This window comes from Gilliamella sp. GillExp13 (assembly GCF_001690815.1).
GTDB classification, from domain to species: Bacteria; Pseudomonadota; Gammaproteobacteria; order Enterobacterales; family Orbaceae; genus Gilliamella; species Gilliamella bombi.
This window is the reverse complement of record NZ_LZHJ01000106.1, coordinates 40,579-62,529: the sequence shown is the minus strand read 5'-3', so window position 1 is coordinate 62,529 and position 21,951 is coordinate 40,579. Positions and strand designations below refer to the sequence as shown.

The 21,951-nt window shown below is 35.1% G+C and carries 20 protein-coding genes; 2 read left to right on the top strand and 18 right to left on the bottom strand.

What is annotated here, in order from left to right; all coding sequences use genetic code 11:
• Positions 1-132: 132 nt before the first annotated feature.
• Complete coding sequence (locus A9G37_RS07675) at positions 133-756, top strand: hypothetical protein (RefSeq protein ID WP_051634156.1); 624 nt, start codon at positions 133-135, stop codon at positions 754-756.
• A 6-nt stretch (positions 757-762) separates the two neighbouring features.
• Here A9G37_RS07675 and glnB read toward each other — a convergent pair whose 3' ends face one another.
• Together glnB and A9G37_RS07665 are read right to left on the bottom strand one after the other, a co-directional pair.
• On the bottom strand, positions 763-1,101 hold the full coding sequence (gene glnB, locus A9G37_RS07670; protein WP_034910467.1) for a nitrogen regulatory protein P-II: 339 nt from the start codon (positions 1,099-1,101) through the stop codon (positions 763-765).
• Between the two features lie 24 nt (positions 1,102-1,125).
• Entirely contained in the window at positions 1,126-2,730 is a 1,605-nt protein-coding gene (locus A9G37_RS07665) for an NAD+ synthase (RefSeq protein WP_065575152.1), read from the bottom strand.
• Between the two features lie 120 nt (positions 2,731-2,850).
• On the opposite strand from A9G37_RS07665, the gene aroB reads away from it, so the two are divergent.
• Positions 2,851-3,930 (top strand): 3-dehydroquinate synthase, encoded by a 1,080-nt coding sequence (gene aroB / locus A9G37_RS07660; RefSeq protein ID WP_065575136.1) that lies wholly within the window; start codon positions 2,851-2,853, stop codon positions 3,928-3,930.
• 806 nt (positions 3,931-4,736) lie between these two features.
• On the opposite strand, the gene A9G37_RS07655 is transcribed toward aroB, so the two are convergent.
• The 16 genes from A9G37_RS07655 to A9G37_RS07580 form a co-directional block, all read right to left on the bottom strand.
• Positions 4,737-5,105 carry a diacylglycerol kinase gene (locus A9G37_RS07655; RefSeq protein WP_065575135.1) on the bottom strand — a complete coding sequence of 123 codons (369 nt, stop codon included), beginning with the start codon at positions 5,103-5,105 and terminating at the stop codon, positions 4,737-4,739.
• Between the two features lie 21 nt (positions 5,106-5,126).
• A complete protein-coding gene (gene accA, locus A9G37_RS07650; protein ID WP_065575134.1) occupies positions 5,127-6,086 on the bottom strand; it encodes an acetyl-CoA carboxylase carboxyl transferase subunit alpha in 960 nt (319 codons plus the stop codon).
• Positions 6,087-6,329: 243 nt separating this feature from the next.
• The gene (dnaE, locus tag A9G37_RS07645; protein ID WP_065575133.1) at positions 6,330-9,809 is read right to left on the bottom strand and encodes a DNA polymerase III subunit alpha; all 3,480 of its coding nucleotides are present in this window, start codon (positions 9,807-9,809) and stop codon (positions 6,330-6,332) included.
• A 179-nt stretch (positions 9,810-9,988) separates the two neighbouring features.
• On the bottom strand, positions 9,989-10,204 hold the full coding sequence (locus A9G37_RS07640; RefSeq protein WP_141671126.1) for a hypothetical protein: 216 nt from the start codon (positions 10,202-10,204) through the stop codon (positions 9,989-9,991).
• Between the two features lie 307 nt (positions 10,205-10,511).
• The gene (fabF, locus tag A9G37_RS07635; RefSeq protein ID WP_034910454.1) at positions 10,512-11,756 is read right to left on the bottom strand and encodes a beta-ketoacyl-ACP synthase II; all 1,245 of its coding nucleotides are present in this window, start codon (positions 11,754-11,756) and stop codon (positions 10,512-10,514) included.
• 161 nt (positions 11,757-11,917) lie between these two features.
• Positions 11,918-12,151 carry an acyl carrier protein gene (gene acpP, locus A9G37_RS07630; RefSeq protein WP_034910452.1) on the bottom strand — a complete coding sequence of 78 codons (234 nt, stop codon included), beginning with the start codon at positions 12,149-12,151 and terminating at the stop codon, positions 11,918-11,920.
• 150 nt (positions 12,152-12,301) lie between these two features.
• The gene (gene fabG, locus A9G37_RS07625) at positions 12,302-13,036 is read right to left on the bottom strand and encodes a 3-oxoacyl-ACP reductase FabG (protein ID WP_065575132.1); all 735 of its coding nucleotides are present in this window, start codon (positions 13,034-13,036) and stop codon (positions 12,302-12,304) included.
• 19 nt (positions 13,037-13,055) lie between these two features.
• A complete protein-coding gene (fabD, locus tag A9G37_RS07620; protein WP_065575131.1) occupies positions 13,056-13,991 on the bottom strand; it encodes an ACP S-malonyltransferase in 936 nt (311 codons plus the stop codon).
• Positions 13,992-14,026: 35 nt separating this feature from the next.
• Positions 14,027-14,980 carry a beta-ketoacyl-ACP synthase III gene (locus A9G37_RS07615; RefSeq protein ID WP_034910448.1) on the bottom strand — a complete coding sequence of 318 codons (954 nt, stop codon included), beginning with the start codon at positions 14,978-14,980 and terminating at the stop codon, positions 14,027-14,029.
• 4 nt (positions 14,981-14,984) lie between these two features.
• Positions 14,985-16,031, bottom strand: coding sequence for a phosphate acyltransferase PlsX (plsX, locus tag A9G37_RS07610; protein WP_065575130.1), 1,047 nt, complete (start codon positions 16,029-16,031; stop codon positions 14,985-14,987).
• A gap of 33 nt (positions 16,032-16,064) precedes the next feature.
• Positions 16,065-16,232 (bottom strand): 50S ribosomal protein L32, encoded by a 168-nt coding sequence (rpmF, locus tag A9G37_RS07605; protein ID WP_025316508.1) that lies wholly within the window; start codon positions 16,230-16,232, stop codon positions 16,065-16,067.
• 4 nt (positions 16,233-16,236) lie between these two features.
• Positions 16,237-16,746, bottom strand: a complete 510-nt coding sequence (gene yceD, locus A9G37_RS07600) for a 23S rRNA accumulation protein YceD (protein WP_065575129.1) — start codon at positions 16,744-16,746, stop codon at positions 16,237-16,239.
• 241 nt (positions 16,747-16,987) lie between these two features.
• Positions 16,988-18,910, bottom strand: coding sequence for a BglG family transcription antiterminator (locus A9G37_RS07595; protein WP_141671125.1), 1,923 nt, complete (start codon positions 18,908-18,910; stop codon positions 16,988-16,990).
• On the bottom strand, positions 18,911-19,651 hold the full coding sequence (gene dagF, locus A9G37_RS07590; protein WP_065575127.1) for a 2-dehydro-3-deoxy-phosphogluconate aldolase: 741 nt from the start codon (positions 19,649-19,651) through the stop codon (positions 18,911-18,913).
• Positions 19,651-20,790: a DgaE family pyridoxal phosphate-dependent ammonia lyase gene (locus tag A9G37_RS07585; RefSeq protein ID WP_065575126.1), complete on the bottom strand. Its 1,140-nt coding sequence runs from the start codon at positions 20,788-20,790 to the stop codon at positions 19,651-19,653. The genes dagF and A9G37_RS07585 overlap by 1 nt, the downstream gene beginning before the upstream one ends.
• Complete coding sequence (locus A9G37_RS07580) at positions 20,768-21,922, bottom strand: amidohydrolase/deacetylase family metallohydrolase (protein WP_065575125.1); 1,155 nt, start codon at positions 21,920-21,922, stop codon at positions 20,768-20,770. The genes A9G37_RS07585 and A9G37_RS07580 overlap by 23 nt, the downstream gene beginning before the upstream one ends.
• Positions 21,923-21,951: the final 29 nt, after the last annotated feature.

Genomic DNA, 21,951 nt, shown 5'->3' with positions numbered 1-21,951 from the left:
TTAGCAAAGAAAGACAAAGCTAAATAGCTAGAAAAAAAAGAAAATAGCTTTAACATTGTTATTCTGTCGTAATAATTATACAATCACGGGGTCATTAATTTTGGTACCTAAATTTTGCCTAATCGAATCAATATGATAAAAAACATCATTACTCTATTTTTTATATTTTATTCTTTTATCGCATCAGCCGATAAAGTGCCATTGATTGATTCGTTAATGCTTTGCAACTCTGATTTTTTTAAAGAAGTTTATAGCAATAAAAATGAACTAGAAAAATATACTAATATAAAAGTTTTTAATAAAAATCAAGCCAATATTGTTATTGAAAATCGCTCTGATATAACTAAAAACTACGTTTATTTCAAAACTCCTATGACTTATAAAAATCTAACAATCATTGGCTATTATGATAGTGCCATGGATCTTGGCAAAATGGGAAAATATTATTTCTGGGGATTTATAATCGATAATGATATTAATCAAATCAAAGATGCTTTGAATTTTGTAGATTGGAAAAATATGGAAGATAACCTACTGTATATCGCAAATCCAAAGATTCGTAATATTAATGACGATCTCCAAACTTGGCATAAAAATACCGGAACTGTTGTCGGTGTTAAAACCATTCCAGCTCCAGATACCACCGAAAAACTGCTATTACTCGAAAAAAGCCCAAATATGAACCTTCTTATTTGTTCTATTCAAGGTATTGTGACTTCTGAGCTACTCAAACAAGAACGACCTGACATTCAGTAATTTAAACTAAATCGCAGATTCATCCATTTCGCCAGTTCGAATACGAATGACTTGTTCAACGTTATAAACAAAAATTTTGCCATCACCAATTTTACCAGTTTGTGCTGTCTTCATAATAGTCTCAATACACATTTCTAAAATATCATCAGACACAATAAGTTCAATTTTCACCTTCGGCAGAAAATCAACCATATATTCCGCACCGCGATAAAGTTCAGTATGCCCCTTTTGACGACCAAAACCTTTAACTTCAGTAACTGTCATACCTGTAATACCTTGATCAGCAAGTGCCTCTCGAATATCATCTAATTTAAATGGTTTAATAATAGCTTCAATCTTTTTCATATTTAATTTACCTTTAATTCAAGATCACCAATTTTTAAATCCAAAAGCAGAAGTAATAGGATAACGGCGACCTTTGCCAAAGTTACGAGCTGTTATTTTCGGACCGACCGCTGATTGGCGACGTTTATACTCATTTATATCAACCAATTTAATAACACGCCTTACAGTTGCTTCATCATAACCTTGCTCAATAAGTTGTTCAACGGAAAGATCAAGTTCGACATAACCTTTCAAAATTCCATCTAAAATATCATAAGGTGGTAAACTGTCTTCATCTTTCTGATCTGGTGCCAACTCTGCTGATGGAGGGCGAGTGATCACTCTTTCAGGAATAACATAAGAACGAGTATTCCGATATTTTGACAAAGCAAAAACCATGGTTTTAGGCACATCCTTCAGTACATCAAACCCACCAGCCATATCTCCATAAAGAGTTGCATAACCTACCGACATTTCACTTTTATTACCCGTTGTCAGCACCAGCCTGCGCCGTTTATTTGATAGTGCCATTAAAACAACACCACGACAACGTGCTTGAAGATTTTCTTCAGTAGTATCTTTTGGCGTACCAACAAACATTGGACTTAAGGATGTCATAAACGCATCAAACATGGGCTCAATTGAAACAATATCAAATTCAACCCCTAATATTTCAGCTTCTTCTTTGGCATCAGCAATACTAATATCGGCAGTATAACGAAATGGCATCATCACTGCCTGAACTTTATCTTTCCCTAGCGCATCAACTGCAATAGCAAGGGTTAAAGCTGAATCAATCCCTCCAGACAGTCCTAATACTGCACCTTGAAAGCCATTTTTAGTAACATAATCGCGAGTCGCAAGTACCAATGCATCATAAACTGAAGCTAATTGATCATTTTCATTATTATCAATTATCGCCTGATGATTTACACCATATTCAAAAGAAGAAACTTGCTCCTCAAATGATTTTAGCTGACAAACAATTTCACCAAGCTCATTACAAACAAATGATCCGCCATCAAACACCAGCTCGTCTTGACCACCCACTTGATTAACATAAATGAAAGGTAAACCTGTTCGTTTAACATGCTGTTTAACTAACTCTCGACGATTTTTCTGCTTGTCGCAGTCATAAGGCGAAGCGTTAATAGCCACAACAAAATCAGCCTGAGCCTTATGGATATTATCAACTGGTTCAAATTGCCAAAGATCTTCACAAATTAGTAAACCAATCCTTTTACCTTTAAAATCAACTACGCAAGTTTGATTGTCAGCCGTAAAGTAACGCTTTTCATCAAATACATCATAATTAGGTAATCGCTGTTTATGATAGCGAGCTAACAATTCGCCATCATGAAAAAATGAAAGAGCATTATAAATATTTTGATCTTGCCAATGTGGATGTCCAACAATAACTGCACAGTGCCGACTTACTTGTTGAATCAACGATAATGCTTTTTGGCAACGAGCTTTAAAATCAGAACGAAAAATTAAATCTTCAGGTGGATAACCGCATAAAGCAAGTTCTGAAAAAATAATGAGATCATCGGAGGAGTGGCTATTTATCAATTCAATAATCTGCTGAACGTTCCCTTCAATGTCGCCCACACACCAATTTTTTTGTGCTAAAACAATAGATAAAGACATATAAAATTTAATATCACAAATCAAAATTATCAATAAGTTTAAATGATTATAAGTTGCACTGCCACTTTTTTATCGCTAACATGCAACAATAAATCCACTTTGACTTGTCTGGAAATTAATATGCAAAAAACATTAAATGTAGCGCTAGCTAAACGCAGTTATCCAATCACAATTGGTGAAAATCTACTAAGTGAATTTCAACATTTTAAACTCCAAGCAGGACAACGCGTACTCATTGCGACCAATGAAACCATAGCCCCACTTTATTTACAAACACTAATTGATATGCTTGAAAAGCATGGTGTAAAAACCGATTCAGTTGTTGTTCCTGATGGTGAAAAATATAAGACCATGGAAACATGGAATAGCATTTTGACAACGTTACTGGCAAACAATCATACTCGCAGTAGTATACTTATAGCACTAGGTGGAGGTGTGATTGGTGACATTGCAGGATTTGCCGCTTCAGCTTATCAACGTGGAATTAAGTTTATTCAAGTGCCGACAACGCTACTATCACAGGTTGATTCCTCGGTAGGAGGTAAAACAGCGATTAATCACCCACTGGGTAAAAATATGATTGGCGCATTTTATCAACCACAGTCGGTAGTGATTAATCTTAGTTGTTTAAAAACATTACCGCAAAGAGAGCTTTCAGCAGGAATTGCCGAAGTTATAAAATACGGCATCATTTTAGATACTAAATTTTTTGATTGGCTAGAAGAACACATTAACGATTTACTAAACCTAGATGTTAATGCATTAAGCTACTGTATTTATCATTGCTGTGAACTCAAAGCACAAGTGGTTGCTGCTGACGAAACAGAACAAAACATGCGAGCTATATTAAATCTTGGTCACACTTATGGGCATGCCATAGAAGCAGAACTAGGCTATGGAAATTGGCTACATGGCGAAGCTGTCAGTGTTGGCATGCTAATGGCTGCACAAACAGCCAAATTACTTGGAAAATTGGATCAAGCTGATATTGAACGAATTAAGAACTTATTAATTCGCGCTAAACTACCTGTTAACAGACCAGAAAAAATGTCAATTGAATCTTATCTGCCACATATGTTACGAGACAAAAAAGTATTATCTGGGCAATTAAGGCTTGTTATACCAACAAAAATTGGTCATGCTGAAGTGATAGATGGCATTGATAAAGACATGGTAATTCAATCTATACAACTAACTTAATCTATAATTGATAACCAATAGTTGCATCATTTACATATAGAAATTAAGTGTCTGGTTAAAGTCGGAAAGTCCATTGAAGTTAATTAAGGCGACAAGCTAAACGCTATAACAAAACCTATCTGGGAGGAAATACTACAATACCAAACGTTTACCTTTACTTAAAAACGAAGCCAAACAAAAGATGCGAGAGTATTTATTTGTCGGTCAGTATTGATGATTTTTCACAAGAGCTTTATGCAGGCATTTACTCCCAATAAATCCCGATTTAACTAGCACTATTTATACAAACAATGTGTTAACCCTATATCCTTTATCATTGAATGTATTTATTCCAAGAATGGACATGAATATCAAGGCACAGGTGAAGAGCTATTTGTTAAAACGTGTAACAACCATCGTATCCATCAAAAATTCACGAAACTAGCCTGTCCACAAACGAATGGGAAAGCTCAAAAAAGTGATACGAACTTTAATGGAAATGTATAATAATCAGCAAATATTTGGCTATTAAAAAGATAGAAAACAAAGTATTAAACGATTTATTAACTATTATAATACAATTAAACCCCATAAAGCGATTTCGAAAAAACGCCTTATAAGTTTTTCGAGGATTATTTTAACCATAAAGTGTAAATAATCCAGTATTTTCCTACAAAAGCGTTGTTATTTTTATTTTCCAGCGTAATTATAATAATATTTTTATAAATTTTTATTGGAAAACCAATCCTATTCTAGTTTAAGAATAGTTTTTTTACGATTAAGCTATTGTCAAAAACTTTCAGGAAAACCTATGTTTAAATAAAAAATCATGATAAAAAATGACAAGAAAATAGGTAAATCCACAAAATAATAGTCAATAATAACGACAAAAATACCGCCGCCGAGCCGTAATCCTTTGCTCGGCCAGATAAATCATGCCTTTCAGAGCCAATACGATCAACTACACACTCAATTGCACTATTTATTAACTCAGTAATCATCACCACTCCAATTGAACCAAGTAGCAAAATACGTTCATAAATAGAGAAATCAATTAGCATTACAACAATATAAGCCACAACTAATAGAATTAACTCTTGGCGAAATGCAGCTTCATGTTTGATCGCCGATCTTAAGCCTTTTAAAGAATATTTTGTTGCCTTAAGGATACGTAGTAAGCCTGTCGATTTTTTCATTACAATATTCCAAATTTAAAATTACCTTACGTAACCATAGTTCATCAAACGTTGATATCTTCTTTCTAATAATGCAGATAAATCCATACTTTCAAGTTCATTAAGATCACTAAGTAATTGTGTTTTGAGTGAAGTAGATACGACAGCATAATCACGATGGGCACCACCCAGTGGCTCAGGTATAATTGAATCAATAAGATTCAATTTTAGTAATTTATCTGCAGTCATATTCATAGCTTCAGCTGCAACTGATGCTTTATCGGCACTTTTCCATAGAATCGAAGCACAACCTTCTGGCGATATGACAGAATAAGTACTATATTGAAGCATATTAACTTTATCTGCAACCCCAATAGCAAGAGCGCCCCCAGAGCCCCCCTCTCCAATTACTGTACAAATAGTTGGTACTTTAAGACGTGACATCTCTCTTAAATTACGAGCAATAGCTTCTGCTTGCCCTCGCTCTTCGGCACCAATACCGGGATAAGCACCTGGAGTATCAATAAAAGTGATAATCGGTAATTTAAAACGCTCCGCTAATTGCATTAATCGTAAAGCTTTACGATACCCTTCTGGAGCGGGCATACCAAAGTTCCGGTAAATTTTCTGTTTTGTTTCTCGACCTTTTTGATGCCCAATAACCACCACAGATCTTCCATCAATACGAGCTATTCCACCAACAATTGCTTTGTCATCGGCATAAGCCCTATCACCAGCTAATTCATCAAAATCAGTAAAAATTTCTTTCAGATAATCCAATGTATAAGGACGATTTGGATGTCTAGCTAATTGCGCAATTTCCCAGGGAGTTAAATTAGCAAATATTTTTTTTGTTAATTCACGACTTTTTTTATGTAATTGCTTAATCTCTTTATCTAAATTAATATCTAATTCAACTTGTTGCGAATCAATATTCTTTAAGGAATTAATTTTTGCTTCTAATTCCGCTATCGGCTTTTCAAATTCCAAAAAATTGTTCATAACGCTTGTAATTGCCTCTTAATTTATTTGGTATTTTAAAAAATACACATCTAATACAGTATACTGGCTAATTTTTAAAATAAAATTAATCCAATTCTACTATGTAATACTCATTGAAGTCACCTAAATTTATATTATTAGACTTCAACTATTCAAAATGTTATACCACTTACATTTAATTAAAGTAACATTATTTAATAAATTTAATTAATCAACCAGACTACTATTAATAAGTTTGTTTTCTTATTCAAACTCAAATTCAATACGATCTATGCCAATAAGTGTCTTTAATTCAATAATCAGAGCGTCCTCTGGAATAACCCTCCATGTCGTACCGAATTGAATCCTAACAACCGAATCATCCCGGTGATAATATAAGCTAACAGGCACACTACCATGACGATAAGGTTCTAAAAGTTGTTGTAAACGTTGCAATATTGCTTGATTTGCTTCGCTTTCAGTTAATGTAATAAACAATCCTTTTACATATTTAGTACGGGCATCTTTTAGATCAACAATATCTCGCACTGACATTTTAAAACCACCATTAAAATCATCATTACTAACTTGGCCTGTAACAATTAAGATCTTATCTTTTACGAGTAAATGTCCAAAATTTTCCAAAGATTCTGCAAAAAGCATACCATCAATACGGCCTGAACGATCATCTAAAGTAAACAAGCCAATTTTTTTACCTTTTTTAGTAATTCGAGTCCTAGCATCAGTAACAATACCAGCAAAAGTGACCGTTTTTCCCCAGCCTGTCGGAGATGCTTCACTAATTCGCAATCCACCAGTATAACGATTTAATTCTTTTAAATATTGCGTTACAGGATGCCCTGTTAAATAAAGTCCTAAAGCTTCACGCTCGCCATCAAGCAAAACTTGATCGGGTAATTCAGGTACCGCAGCATAAGCATGCTCAACTTGTTCAGGTTCTTCCGCTAAGACTCCAAACATATCTTCTTGACCAATATCTTGAGCTTTTGCATATTGATCCGCTGCCTGCATTGCATCATTAATACTATGCAAAATAGCTGCTCTGTGAGGGCCTAATTTATCAAATGCCCCTGCCATAGTAAGTTTTTCAAGTACACGGCGGTTGATCTTTTTCATATCTGTTCGAGCACAAAGTTCAAATATATTTTTAAAATATCCACCACTATTACGTGCTTCAACAATTGCCTCAATAGGACCTTCACCGACACCCTTTATAGCCCCAATCCCATAAATAATCTCACCTTTATCATTCACATGAAAGTGATAAAGACCACTATTAATATCTGGTGGATTAACCTTTAATCCCATCCGTAAGCATTCATCAACCAAACCGACAATTTTATCAGTATTATCCATATCGGCAGTCATAACTGCAGCCATAAATTCTGCTGGATAGTGAGTTTTTAACCATAATGTTTGATAAGAAACAAGCGCATAAGCTGCTGAATGAGATTTATTAAAACCATAACCGGCAAATTTTTCCACTAAATCAAAAATGCGCATGGAAAGCTCACCATCGATACCTTGCTTTTCGGCACCTTCTTTAAAAACAGAGCGTTGCTTTGCCATTTCCTCAGGTTTTTTCTTCCCCATAGCTCGACGTAATAAATCCGCACCACCTAATGTATAACCCGACAAAGTCTGAGCAATTTGCATAACTTGTTCTTGGTACAAAATAATACCGTATGTTGGTTCTAAGATAGGTTTTAATGATTCATGTTGATATTTAATATCAGGATAGGACACTTCTTCTCTGCCATGTTTACGGTCAATAAAGTTGTCTACCATACCTGATTGTAACGGACCTGGTCTAAATAAGGCAACTAAAGCGATCATATCCTCAAAACAGTCAGGTTTTAATCGCCTTATTAAGTCTTTCATACCTCGAGATTCAAGTTGGAACACAGCTGTTGTTTCGGCTTTCAATAACAAATCAAATGACGCCTGATCATCGAGAGGAATTCGAGTAATATCGATAGGCTTATTTCCTTCTCTTAACTGACGTTCATTAATCATTTTGATTGCCCAATCAATAATGGTTAATGTCCTTAGTCCTAAAAAGTCAAATTTAACAAGGCCTGCATATTCAACATCATTTTTATCAAACTGGGTTACTGGGTGATTTCCTTCTGGATCACAATAAATTGGCGAAAAATCTGTAATCTTAGTTGGTGAAATTACAACGCCCCCAGCATGCTTACCTGCATTTCTAGTTACACCTTCTAATTGACGTGCGATATCAATTAATGATTTAATTTCTTCATTATTATCGTATAACTCCTGAAGTTGAGGCTCAACTTCAAAAGCTTTAACCAATGTCATTCCCGGATCTAAGGGAATTAATTTGGAAATCCGATCAACAAAGCCATAAGGATGTCCAAGTACTCGGCCAACATCCCTGATTACTGCTTTAGCCGCCATAGTTCCAAAAGTAATAATCTGAGAGACTGCATCACGACCATACATATCAGCAACATGATCAATTACTAGATCTCGCTTTTCCATACAAAAGTCAACATCAAAATCAGGCATTGAAACACGTTCTGGATTCAAAAATCGTTCAAAAAGTAAGTCAAACGCCAGTGGGTCTAAATCGGTAATTTTTAAAGCATACGCAACTAGTGAACCCGCACCTGAACCACGCCCAGGTCCGACGGGAATATCATTATCTTTCGACCATTGAATAAATTCCATAACGATTAGAAAGTATCCAGGAAAACCCATTTGATTAATAACTGTTAATTCTGTTTCTAAACGCTCATCATATTCAGGTCTTCTTTGTTTTCTAACTTCTGGATCGGGAAATAAAAACTCAAGTCTTTCTTCTAAACCTTCACGCGATTTATGCACTAAGAAATCTTCTGTCGACATATCACCAGTAGGAAATTTAGGTAAAAAATATTCACCTAACCGAATGGTTACATTACAGCGCTTTGCTATTTCAACACTATTTTCAAGCGCTTCTGGTATGTCAGAGAATAGTTCACACATTTCCTGTTCAGATCGTAAATACTGCTCTGCTGAGTAATTTTTAGGTCGAGAGGGATCTTCAAGTGTATTCCCATCATGAATAGCAACACGAATTTCGTGAGCCTCAAAATCTGAAGATTTTAAAAAGCGAACATCATTAGAAGCAACCACGGGTAATTGATACTGTTCAGCTAATCTTACTGCACTATGAATAAATAGCTCTTCATTGATTCGTTTAGTCCGTACTAACTCAAAATAAAAATGCTCATTAAAATTTTCAAGGTAAAAATTAATAGCATGCTCAATAATACTTTGATTATTGCGAACGATACCGATACCAATATCACTTTCACGTCCAGCTAATACAATTAACCCTTCTCGATGCTCAATTAACCACTCATTATCAACAACAGGCAAATCTCCAATGTATCCTCGCTGATAAGCTTTAGAAATTAATAAAGTAAGATTTTGATATCCCTGATTATTAGCAGCTAACAGAGTTAAACGATAAATATCATCAGGCAATTGAGAACTTCTAATAGCGAGATCTGCACCAATGATGGGTTTAATACCTTTTGACATTGCTGAGCCGTAAAACTTAACCAGTCCACAAAGATTAGTAAAATCAGTGATTGCAAATGCAGGCATCTGCAACTTGCTCATTTCATTTACTAATGCACCTACCTTAGCAATTCCATCAATCATAGAGAAATCACTATGCAAATGAAGATGAATAAATTTTGGTTCTGCCATAATTACCAGAAATGAAGCTATAAAATTGGCTTTGAATTATAACATAAGCAAGAAGAATATTCTTATTCTCTTTACCTACATGAACTTACAACAAAATGTAAAAGAAATAAAAATTCTTGATGTAAAAACCAACCAGAGTACATTTAAAGTTAGCACAATTAATCTAAAAAAGTGCAAAACTATTTACGACGTAATCCCTCTGTATTTGCTACTTTTATAACGATTTTCATCAACTCTTCATCACTGGTATTAGCTAAGCCAAATTCAGCCAGCTTGGTTGGTAAACCGACAGATTCACTGAAATTATATACAGTTTCAATCATATCTGGATCTGGATCACTATCAATTAACATTAACATTGCAAAAGTACCTATCGCTACTTTTTTCCATACCAATAATCATGTATTGCTTCTGATACAGTAAAGCCATCATGAATAGCAGGCATCTGCCGAATTTAAAGCTCCTAAAATATAAGAATAAAATTTGAACATACACTAAACATATCGTCTTCAATCAAGGAAAAAGAATATTTGTTAGTATGAATATAAAATAAGCTTTAACATTCAATTGACCAAATAAAATGTTGGAAAGATGGGGAATACGCTACATTTTTACTTAATAAAAATGGACTATTATTGACAACACATTAACAAGAAATGAATAAATTCCCACCACTTTTTGTGATGGGAAAATAATTAAAAATTATATTTTTTTAAATAGTACCGAACCATTGGTTCCGCCAAAACCAAAAGAGTTACAAAGTGCATATTCTAAATTTTTAACCTGACGCGCTGTATGAGGAACATAATCAAGATCACACCCCTCATCAGGATTATCAAGATTAATTGTCGGCGGAACAGCTTGATCACGTAATGCTAGGACAGTGAAAATTGACTCAACCGCACCAGCTGCACCCAATAAATGCCCTATCATAGATTTAGTTGAACTCACCATCACTTTGCTAGCATTTTCTTTAAAAATACTTTTTACCGCTTGGGTTTCAGCCTTATCACCAGCGGGGGTCGATGTACCATGAGCATTAATATAACCAACCTGATCTGGAGCAATACCTGCATCACGAAGTGCACATTTCATTGCTAAGGCCGCACCACTACCATCGGCTGGAGGCGAAGTCATATGATAAGCATCACCACTCATACCAAATCCAACTAGTTCAGCATAAATCTTAGCTCCGCGTTTTTTGGCGTGTTCATATTCTTCTAAGAACATGATTCCTGCACCATCACCCAACACAAAACCATCACGGTCTTTATCCCAAGGACGGCTTGCTGCTTTAGGATTGTCGTTATTAGTTGATAAAGCACGAGCTGCACCAAAACCACCGATACCCAATGGAGTACTCGCTTTTTCGCCACCACCCGCTAACATAGCATCTGCATCACCATAAGCAATCATGCGTGCAGCATGACCAATATTATGAACACCTGAAGAACAAGCTGTTGCAATAGTAATACTCGGTCCTTTTAATCCATAAATAATAGATAAGTGTCCCGCAATCATATTAACAATTGTTGATGGTACAAAAAACGGGCTAATTTTGCGTGGTCCACCATTTACTAATGCACTGTGGTTTTCTTCAATCAACCCAAGCCCACCAATACCTGAACCTATAGCACAACCGATTCGTTCTGCATTTTCATTCGTGATTTCAATGCCTGCATCTTGCATTGCCTGCATACCTGCAGCAATACCATATTGGATAAAATAATCCATTTTACGTGCATCTTTGCGTGAAATATTATAATCTTCGCCATTAAAGTTTTTAACCATCGCTGCGAAGCGCGTTGCGAAAGGGGCTGTATCAAAGTGCTCTATGAGTTCAACACCACTTTGCCCAGCTAACAAAGCTTGCCAAGTGGATTCAACTGTATTACCTACAGGAGATATCATGCCCATTCCAGTAACAACAACTCTGCGTTTAGACACATTGCCCTCCAGGAAAGGATTGAAATGAAATTTGAATCATTGAAAATTTTTATTTTGAGTTTTCTAAAGATTTATACCGACTTGTTTTTAAGTTAATAATTAAAGATATAAATATAAACTAGGCGATCATTTGACCGCCTATCATAAAAACTCTACTAACCTTATTGATTTGCAGTAATATAATCAATTGCAGATTGAACAGTTGTAATTTTTTCAGCTTCTTCGTCAGGAATTTCAGTATCAAATTCTTCCTCTAAAGCCATAACTAATTCAACTGTATCAAGAGAGTCAGCGCCAAGATCTTCAATGAAAGAAGATTCGTTTTTAACTTCTTCCTCTTTTACACCAAGTTGCTCAACAATAATTTTCTTAACTCGCTCTTCAATAGTGCTCATACTCTTTTTTTTCCTATAAAAATCGCCGAAAGTGGCGGTGAATGTAAGTTTATAAAATGTTGAAAAAGATGCCAATCATTTTTCAACCCAATTGCTTAGTTTTTGTTCAAACCGTTAAAATAATGGCTCATTTTACACTATTCTAACCAATTACACCATATACATGCCGCCATTGACATGTAAAGTTTCACCAGTAATATAAGATGCTTCATCTGATACTAAAAATGCTACTGCATTAGCTATTTCTGCTGGTTCACCTAATCGTCCAGCAGGAACTTGTGCTAATGTTAAAGATTTTTGTTCATCTGTTAATGCATCAGTCATATCAGTTGCAATAAAACCAGGTGCAACCACGTTAACAGTAATACCTCGTGATGCAACTTCACGTGCTAATGATTTACTAAAACCAATTAACCCAGCTTTAGCTGCAGCATAGTTAGCTTGGCCAGCATTTCCCATTGTGCCTACTACTGAGCCAATGGTTACAATTCTTCCATAGCGTTTTTTCATCATTGTGCGCAATAATGCTTTAGATAAACGAAAAACAGATGTTAGATTTGTATTCAAAATATCTTGCCATTCGTCTTCTTTCATTCGCATTAATAAATTATCACGAGTAATACCTGCGTTATTAACCAAAATATCAATATCACCAAATTCAGTCTTAATTGCACTAATAACCGACTCAATTGATGTTTCATCTGTCACATTTAAAGCAAGACCTTTACCATTTGATCCTAAGTAATGGCTAATAGCTTCAGCACCTTTTTCTGTTGTTGCCGTACCAATAACAGTTACGCCACAAGCAACTAACTTTTCTGCAATTGCTTTACCAATTCCACGACTTGCTCCCGTAACTAAAGCAATTTTTCCTGATAGGTTCATAACCACCTCTTTTACCATTTTACTTTGTGTTTTCTAATGTCGTTTCTAATGATACTTTATCATTAACCACAAGACCAGAAAGTGTATCAACAATACGTTTAGTTAATCCCGTTAATACTTTCCCAGGACCCATTTCAACTAAAATTTTTACATCTTGTTTTGCCATATATTCAACAGTTTCAGTCCAACGTACAGGGCTATAAAGCTGAGCAATTAATGCAGTTTTGATTTTTTCTGCAGATGTTTCAACTTTAACATCGACATTATTAATAACAGCAAACTTTGGTGTGTTAAATTCAATATCGTTTAATGTAGTCGCTAATTTGTCAGCTGCTGGCTTCATTAATGCACAATGTGATGGCACGCTAACAGCAAGCGGTAATGCACGCTTAGCACCCGCATCTTTACATAGTGAGCCTGCACGTTCAACAGCTTCTTTATTACCAGCAATAACTACTTGACCAGGCGAATTAAAATTCACTGGCGCAACAATCTGCCCTTGAGCCGCTTGCTCACATGCTTTGCTAATTGATTCATTATCTAATCCAATAATAGCATACATTGCACCTGTGCCGCTTGGCACGGCTTCTTGCATTAATTTTCCGCGTAATTCGACTAATTTAATCGCATCTTTAAACTCAATCACGCCTGCACAAACTAAAGCAGAATATTCACCTAAACTATGACCAGCCATAAAATCAGGTTGAGTACCATTAACACTTTGCCAGACTCTAAATATTGCAACAGATGAAGCAAGTAGTGCTGGCTGTGTTTGCCATGTTTTATTTAGTTCTTCAACTGGGCCTTTTTGTACTAAATCCCACAAATCATAACCTAACACATCAGAAGCTTCATCAAATGTTGATTTGACAATCGGAAAATTATCAGCAAGATCTTTTAACATACCGACAGCTTGAGAGCCTTGTCCTGGAAATACCATTGCAAATTTGGTCATTATTAAATCCTTGATCATTAAAAATACTTCATAAACTAAAATCTAATTAGTGCAGATCCCCAAACAAATCCGCCACCAAAGGCTTCTAATAAAATTAGGTGACCTCGTTGAATTCGTCCATCTCTTACACCAGTATCTAAAGCACAAGGCACAGAAGCAGCAGAAGTATTGCCCTGCTTATCTAATGTGACAATAACTTTATTCATATCCATATCTAAGCGTTTTGCGGTTGCAGAAATAATTCTTAAATTAGCTTGATGCGGAACTAACCAATCTAAATCTGCTTTATTGAGCGTGTTCTCAGTTAAAAGCTCGTCAACCAAATTTGACAGTTCTTTAACTGCCACTTTAAACACTTCATTGCCATGCATTGTCATATAAACAGGATCATTCATATTACGGCGATCAACATATGGATATTTTAATAAATCACCATAACGACCATCAGCATGAAGATGCGAAGCAATAATACCTGGTTCTTCTGATGCGCCGACAACAACCGCTCCTGCACCATCCCCAAAAATGATAATGGTGCCTCGATCATTTGGATCAACACCACGGGTTAACATGTCAGAACCAACAACTAAAGCATATTTAATTGCACCACTTTTAACATATTTGTCAGCAATATCAAGCGCATAAATAAACCCAGAACAAGCAGCTGACACGTCAAAAGCAACGACATCACCAATACCTAATTTAGCTTGTAATTCTGTTGCAGAACTTGGAAATGCATTGACCGAAGTTGCTGTTGCAACAATAATCATACCGATTTCTTTTTTATCGATATTGGCCATTTCAATTGCATTTATAGCAGCTTCATAAGCCATGCTCGTTACAGTTTCATCTGGCTCTGCGATACGTCTTTCTTTAATACCAGTACGCGTTGTGATCCATTCATCACTGGTATCAACCATTTTTTCAAGATCTGCATTAGTTCTTATCTGTTTTGGAAGATAACTCCCAGTTCCTAATATCTTTGTATACATCTAATTATTCGCTCTCGGGTAGTGCGGAAGAAAGGCTCGTTGCTATCTTCTCAGGTATATTTGTTTGTATAGCCAAAATAGCTTGTTCTATTGCTGCATAAAATGATTTTTGATTGGCACTACCGTGACTTTTAATCACAATACTTCGAAGTCCAAGCAAGCAAGCGCCATTATATCGTCCGGGATCTAAATAACCAAAATTTTTTGCAATTTTTCTTTGTAGCCATTTACTCAATAATTTCAATAATAATGAATTATGGCCTAACGATAATTTAAAAGAAGACATAAAAATTTTTATTAAGCCTTCCACTGTTTTTAACGTTACATTACCCACAAAACCATCACAAACGAGTACATCAGTTTTACCCGTTAAAAGTTCGTTACCTTCTAAATAACCGATATAATTAATTTTGTTATTTGATTTCAAAATAGCAGAAGCCGCACGAATTTTATCCAAACCTTTAATGTCTTCTTCACCAATATTAAGTAATGCAACACGAGGATATTCAATATTAAGCACTGTTTTAGCTAAAATTTCACCCATTATCGCAAACTGAACTAACATATCACTATCACACTCAGCATTAGCTCCTAAATCCAATACTACTGTATTTTGATTGTTTAATGCTGGAACTATAGCAACGAGTGCAGGACGATCTATACCCATCAATGAATGCAAAAGTAGTTTTGACAGCCCCATTAACGCACCAGTATTACCAGCACTTACACATGCTTGAGCTTTATTATCTTTAACTAGTTCAAGCGCAATTCTCATAGAAGATCCTTGACTATTACGAATTGCATAAGAAGGTTTCATATCATTAGCTATTACTGATGTCGATTCTATCAACATTAATCGACCTTCTTGTTGGTATTGAGTAATTAACTTTGCTTTTTCTTTAGGCAAAAAAGGATTGATTTCTGTTAGACACCCTACCAGAAAAATTGAAAGAGTTGGATAATTATTTAGTGCTTGTATTGCAGCAGGAACAACAATACGAGGACCGAAGTCCCCGCTCATAGCATCTAACGCAATGGTTAGATTATCCAAAATGTCACCTGAGGATTTCTAATTACTAAATAATTATTTAGAAATCACTTTACGACCACGATAATAACCATCAGCGGTTACGTGATGACGCAAATGTGTTTTACCTGATTCATCAACTGAGATATTAGCAACAGTTAATGCATCATGAGAACGACGCATACCACGTTTTGCACGAGTTTTACGATTCTGTTGAACAGCCATGGATTTACCCCTTATTCTTTAAACTAACTAAAATTGCAAATGGATTTGTTTTTTCATTCTCAGTAGGAATTTCACCAAATACCATATCTGCTTCTGACACTTCGCAGTGTTTACTATCATGTACCGGCGCAATTGGTAACGAGAGAATAATTTCGTCCTCAAGTAACGCTAATATATCTACTTCACCAAACTCGTTCATCAAAACGGGTTCATAATGTTCCGGTAGCGTCTCTGCTTGAGCATCGCTCTTAACAGGACTAAATTTATTCGTCACATGAACTTCAGTGACAAAAGGTTTAAAACAACGTCGACAAGTTTGTTCTAACGTTAATTTTGCATCAATATTGATAATGCAGAGTTTTTGTTCATCATAATAAAAAGACAAACTACACTCAATATCACTTTTTGGGCTATCAACCCTATTTACCGCTTGAAGTGGATAATATCCAATATAATCAAGTCGTTTTTGTGCCGATTTAATCGGGTCAATAGTAAATGGTAATTTATTTTGCATAAGATATGCATACTACCTTAAAAAATTTTTTTAGTGTAGTTAAAAACTACACAATGCCATAAGGCGCGCATATTACCTTTAAATCAAGGTTTCGTCAATGGGATCACACAATATAATTTGTTTGAGTTGTTGATTATTACTTTAATATTCATTTTGTTAATGATTATTTTTTTCTTGTAAAGTTTTTTCAGAAAACACCCATATCTCAGTATAAAAGTAGTTATTTTGGTCTTTTCATTTATTATGATAATCGACACAAACTATCTTTCATAATCGCTCGAAAATCATCAAAAGTTCTGCTATCTAATAAACGTTTGGTAGACTTTTCTTTGACAAAATTTACAAACAAATTATATATTCGTATAGCATCTTCATATTCATCTTTGCTAATTGCTAATAAAAAAATAACATGTGCAACTTCATTTTTATCCCAAACAATACCTTGTGGTGCTAAAATAGTCGTAACTACAGTTTTTCTTGCCAACAATCCAACTGAATGAGGAATAGCAATATTTTCACCTAATAATGTAGAGACTATTTTTTCACGCTCAACAACTGATGGATAAAAATCGCTACCAACATATCCTGATTGTTCAAGCCTTACACAAATACTTTTAAAAATCTCTTTTTGTGTCACTGGTTTATCAATAATAATAAAAAACTTTTCATCAAAAAAACGTTCAATAATATAAGGCATTTTTCGATCAACCATTGCCAATCGCCCTAATTGTTCAAGCTGATAAGCTGTCGGAAATGGTGCTATTTTGACAATTTGTTTGTCTTTTTCGGTTAAGCGAACAGTTGATACAACAAAATCCTCTTCTATCCGTGTTAATTGCTCATACTCTCGATAGGAAAGTGTACGATTAATTTGTATATGCGGAAAATCTCTCTTAATTTTTGATTCAACCATACGCAAAGTTGAGTTACTGAGCTCACTAACTAATAGAATTTGTGCAAATCTTTCATGCCCTGCACTATAATTTCGCTCCAATGCTACACCAATATGTAAGGCTAAATAACTGATTTCATCCTCTGTCATTTTTGATTCGGTGTACTTTTCTGTATTAGTTAACGCAGAAAGCGTAATATCATAAGCAAATGGATAATATTGTTTAATTTCATGCAATAAAGGATTGGTTGTTCTTATTTGGTATTTTATCCTAGATAACATTGATGACGTATGAATCAGCATATCTTGGCGTAATTTAGTATCATCCCATAAATTATAGTGATATGTATCATTAATATAAGATAATATATGCTCAACTAACGCCAAACTTTTTGCTTGATTTGGGGATTCTGTTATTATTCGAGAAATAATTTGTACACACAGATAATTAAATTCCGCATCACAAAGTACACTGCCTAAAAAATATGAAAACTCTTCTGAAATTTCACGTGCAGCACTAATAACTGTTGTATTAATTTGATCAACTTGATATTCAAGCAGCTCATAACCTTGAGTAATACGAGTGATAGATACAGCGCAACTGTAAAGCAAATATCCCTGTCCTTCAGCATTTAACTTTAGTTCAAAACGTTCAAGTTGGTTTTGTAAAATCTTTTCAAGATAATCTAAATCAATATCATTTAATATCGTCTGACGAAGCCTGTTTACGTTTATAGTATCTTCTGCCATATGACGTTGCCACAATATATCAGTTAAACACGCTCGAATTGATGACTCCTCGCCAACTAAGTACATCCCATAATAAGGGCGATTTTCAAGAGATAAATTGTACTTATCTAAATATTGTTTAACCTCAATAACATCATTTTGTAAAGTACTGCGACTTAAAAACCACTCATCAGCGATATCATCCAATTTCACAGAATTGGACTGTGTTAAAAAAGCAATCAATAAAGTCGAAATCCTTTCTTTACTAGTTCTTGGTACTTGCTCAATTGCTTGAGTAATAGGCAATTGAGCATAACTGACAGGATCGGTTACTACAAGTTGATATCCTACATTTTTAGTATAATCAACCTGAGCACCATAACTACGTAGAACATCGTTAAGTGCTGAAACATCAGTACGAATTGTGCGAGTAGATACTGAAAAGCGATTAGCTAACTCTTGCTGAGGTAGTGTCTCCTTTTTTATAGTATCAAATAAATACGCTAATCGCTGATAAGAGAAAAGCACTTTAGATGACATCATTTATCCTACTAGTTTTTGTGTGATTGCTAAAAGTTGTTTGACATCATTGGTTCGCGTTGCACCAGTCGCTTTGTCAATAATAGAACTATAGATGTGTGGAATAATTTTTTTTACACCTGCATCTAAAGCAATTTTTAAAATTGCTTCATAATTATCTAGATCAATTCCACCTGTCGGTTCAAGATAAAAATCGTACTCAGCGCAACACTTAGCCACATACTCAAATTCATCTTTATGTTTTAGTCCACCCATGGGAAAATATTTTATTGAACTGCCGCCCATATCTTTCAATAAAGCTATAGCCGTTTCCACTGGAATAACTCCTGCTGGGGAATTTGAGCTTAAAGGTCCAGTTGCAATATTAACTAAACCAACTTTACCTGTCGGCGAAACTAAACCATTAATAACAGTTTGTTTTTGCCCTAATAATGCTCGGCTAGTTGCAACACCAGTGAAAACTTGGTTAATATGCTGTGGTTGAAGTGCCGCTGAAATTTCAGACACCATAATTGACTGATTTGGATCACCTGCACCAAGCCCCACAGAAATGGCATTATCGATAGCTGCTGCGTATTTTTGCATATCCGCAATCGCTGATTCATTATCTGGATAGTTTTTAGATAAGATACCAACAACTACATGATTTTGTGCCGCTTCATAAATCTCTTTTGCATTATCGATTGAATTTGCTAAAACATTTAAACAAACACGATCGTTATAATAATTTGGAGTCAGTTGCATTATTTTGCTCCTTGAATAATATTTTTGATTTTGTTGTAAATAATATCGAGTTGGGCTGATGTTACACTACGCACATCGGCATCAACTTTACCTTCATTGGCTTTATATTCTCTGAAATACACTGCAATTTCGCCTTTTTTCATCAGGTCAACTATCTCAATTGCAGATTTACCTATTACACTTCCATCAAACGTTATTTCTGCACGCGCAATATCACGTCCTGCACCATCCCAAACGACTCTGGCAGATACTCCATCAAGTGTATTTAGGCTTTCAATAAATGGTGTCATTTTAGTCACCATTTGCTGTCCTGTTTCAGTCTTTTTATCAGTAATATAAAGTTCAATAGCTTTTGTTAATCCTAAAATACCTTCTTTTCCTACTTTCATTGGTCGGCCAATACCTTGTGATTGTAGTTTTAACCATTCCACCGCCTGATGACGACCAATAACCAAACCACTAGTTGGCCCTTCAATTGCTTTAGCACCACTATAAACGACCAAATCTGCGCCTTGCTGATAATAAGTTTGTAAATCTTCTTCCGCCGCTGCATCAACAATCAATGAGATATTATGTTTTTTTGCAATTGCTACAGTTTGTGCAACCGACAACATGCTTTTTTGGACACAATGATGTGACTTAATATATAAAATTGCGACAGTATCTGGATTAATTAGTGATTCAATATGTTCAGGCTTACACTCGTTGGCATAACCAGCTTCAACAATAACCCCACCACCTAAAGAAACCATTGTGCCAATTGGTGCACCAAAATTAACATTATGACCTTTAGGAACAATGATTTCACGGGGGACATATTTGTCAGATGAATGCAAATTAAATAATAAATCGCGATCATCTTTGATAATTAATCCAGCAACAGCTTGGGCAATACCAGCAGAAGCACATGATACTACCACCGCATTTTCAACATTAAGCAATTTAGCAATATATTGACCGGTTTTATCAACCAAATCTTTAATTTCGAAATATTCATTTAGCCCATGAGATACAGTATCGACCACTTCAGGCCTTGGCGTTGAAACACCTAAAATTGTCATTCGTCCTGATGCATTAATTACCTTTTTTAGGTTATATTTACTGTAAACATCTTTTTCAGTTTGAGATTCTGAGCTCATTTTTACTACCTTCTTCTGTTATTTTAATTCGTATCAAATGGTTTTTCTCATCAGCAACAATAGAGGCTAGAGGAACAAATTGCTCATCACTTTGTCTAACTTCACCTTCTGAATCTAATAATGAAACTGTTTGCTGTCTAATATCAAAAATAGTCAAATCTGCATCATAACCAACCGATAAAACACCTTTATTTTTAAGCTGCAAAACTTGTGCCACATTTTTCGTCACACTATCAATGATTCTTTTTCGACTATAACCAAGACAGATAAACTTTGTCATCACATTAGCCAGGCTAAAAACTGGTCCCTGTAAACGATTTTTAGAATAAATATCAGAGCTAATAGTATTAGGATAAATATCTAAGCATTTAGCACGTTCTGCTACTGAAAAACTAAAACTTTCACCACCATGACCGACATCCAATATCACACCACGTTCAATGGCTCGTTTAATTGAACCACGCAGTTTATTTTGTTTATCAAAGATTTGATTGGGTTTACCATTAAAACAATGTGTAATAATGTCACCTTCTGTTAACAAATCAGCAATTTCATCAAGTTCTGGAGGATTATTACCAACATGGATCATTAAAGGTAAACCACTCTTTTTTTGCATTTCTTTAGCTTTAACTAAAGGTAAAATGCCATTTTCACCTACTACACTACGGCTCATTCGAACTTTGATACCAATAATAAATTCGGGATACTTAGCTAATGCCGAATCAAATAATGATAAATCAATATCTTGTAAATCGGCCAGTTCACTTTGCCTTAATAACCCGATTTTAGAAATATTTAAAAAAGAGTAAACATGTGTACTTGCTTGCTGAGCTAATTGATAAAACTCATCTACATCGATAGCTCCAATGCTACCAGCATCAACAACCGCGGTGACACCAGCTTTAACGCCGATCAAATCAGGCTCATCATGATAAATAGGTGAACGAGCAAAACAATGGGTGTGTGAATCAATCCATCCTGCACTGACATAGTGCTTATTTTGTAGATCTAAGACACGCTCAGATTGGTCTGTAATAGAACTAGCAATCGCAACAATCTTTCCATGATGAATAGCAATATCTGTTACTGATTCATCAATTTGTTTGGCATTTTTTATAATTAAATCATACATATTCTATTCCGAATCCCCTCTTTGCAATT

Excerpts from the sequence above, each read along its gene's own strand:
- A9G37_RS07675 (WP_051634156.1), top strand. The coding sequence starts at position 133 with ATGATAAAAAACATCATTACTCTATTTTTTATATTTTATTCTTTTATC.
- glnB (WP_034910467.1), bottom strand. The coding sequence starts at position 1,101 with ATGAAAAAGATTGAAGCTATTATTAAACCATTTAAATTAGATGATATT.
- A9G37_RS07665 (WP_065575152.1), bottom strand. The coding sequence starts at position 2,730 with ATGTCTTTATCTATTGTTTTAGCACAAAAAAATTGGTGTGTGGGCGAC.
- aroB (WP_065575136.1), top strand. The coding sequence starts at position 2,851 with ATGCAAAAAACATTAAATGTAGCGCTAGCTAAACGCAGTTATCCAATC.
- A9G37_RS07655 (WP_065575135.1), bottom strand. The coding sequence starts at position 5,105 with ATGAAAAAATCGACAGGCTTACTACGTATCCTTAAGGCAACAAAATAT.
- accA (WP_065575134.1), bottom strand. The coding sequence starts at position 6,086 with ATGAACAATTTTTTGGAATTTGAAAAGCCGATAGCGGAATTAGAAGCA.
- dnaE (WP_065575133.1), bottom strand. The coding sequence starts at position 9,809 with ATGGCAGAACCAAAATTTATTCATCTTCATTTGCATAGTGATTTCTCT.
- acpP (WP_034910452.1), bottom strand. The coding sequence starts at position 12,151 with ATGAGCACTATTGAAGAGCGAGTTAAGAAAATTATTGTTGAGCAACTT.
- fabG (WP_065575132.1), bottom strand. The coding sequence starts at position 13,036 with ATGAACCTATCAGGAAAAATTGCTTTAGTTACGGGAGCAAGTCGTGGA.
- fabD (WP_065575131.1), bottom strand. The coding sequence starts at position 13,991 with ATGACCAAATTTGCAATGGTATTTCCAGGACAAGGCTCTCAAGCTGTC.
- A9G37_RS07615 (WP_034910448.1), bottom strand. The coding sequence starts at position 14,980 with ATGTATACAAAGATATTAGGAACTGGGAGTTATCTTCCAAAACAGATA.
- rpmF (WP_025316508.1), bottom strand. The coding sequence starts at position 16,232 with ATGGCTGTTCAACAGAATCGTAAAACTCGTGCAAAACGTGGTATGCGT.
- yceD (WP_065575129.1), bottom strand. The coding sequence starts at position 16,746 with ATGCAAAATAAATTACCATTTACTATTGACCCGATTAAATCGGCACAA.
- A9G37_RS07595 (WP_141671125.1), bottom strand. The coding sequence starts at position 18,910 with ATGATGTCATCTAAAGTGCTTTTCTCTTATCAGCGATTAGCGTATTTA.
- dagF (WP_065575127.1), bottom strand. The coding sequence starts at position 19,651 with ATGCAACTGACTCCAAATTATTATAACGATCGTGTTTGTTTAAATGTT.
- A9G37_RS07585 (WP_065575126.1), bottom strand. The coding sequence starts at position 20,790 with ATGAGCTCAGAATCTCAAACTGAAAAAGATGTTTACAGTAAATATAAC.
- A9G37_RS07580 (WP_065575125.1), bottom strand. The coding sequence starts at position 21,922 with ATGTATGATTTAATTATAAAAAATGCCAAACAAATTGATGAATCAGTA.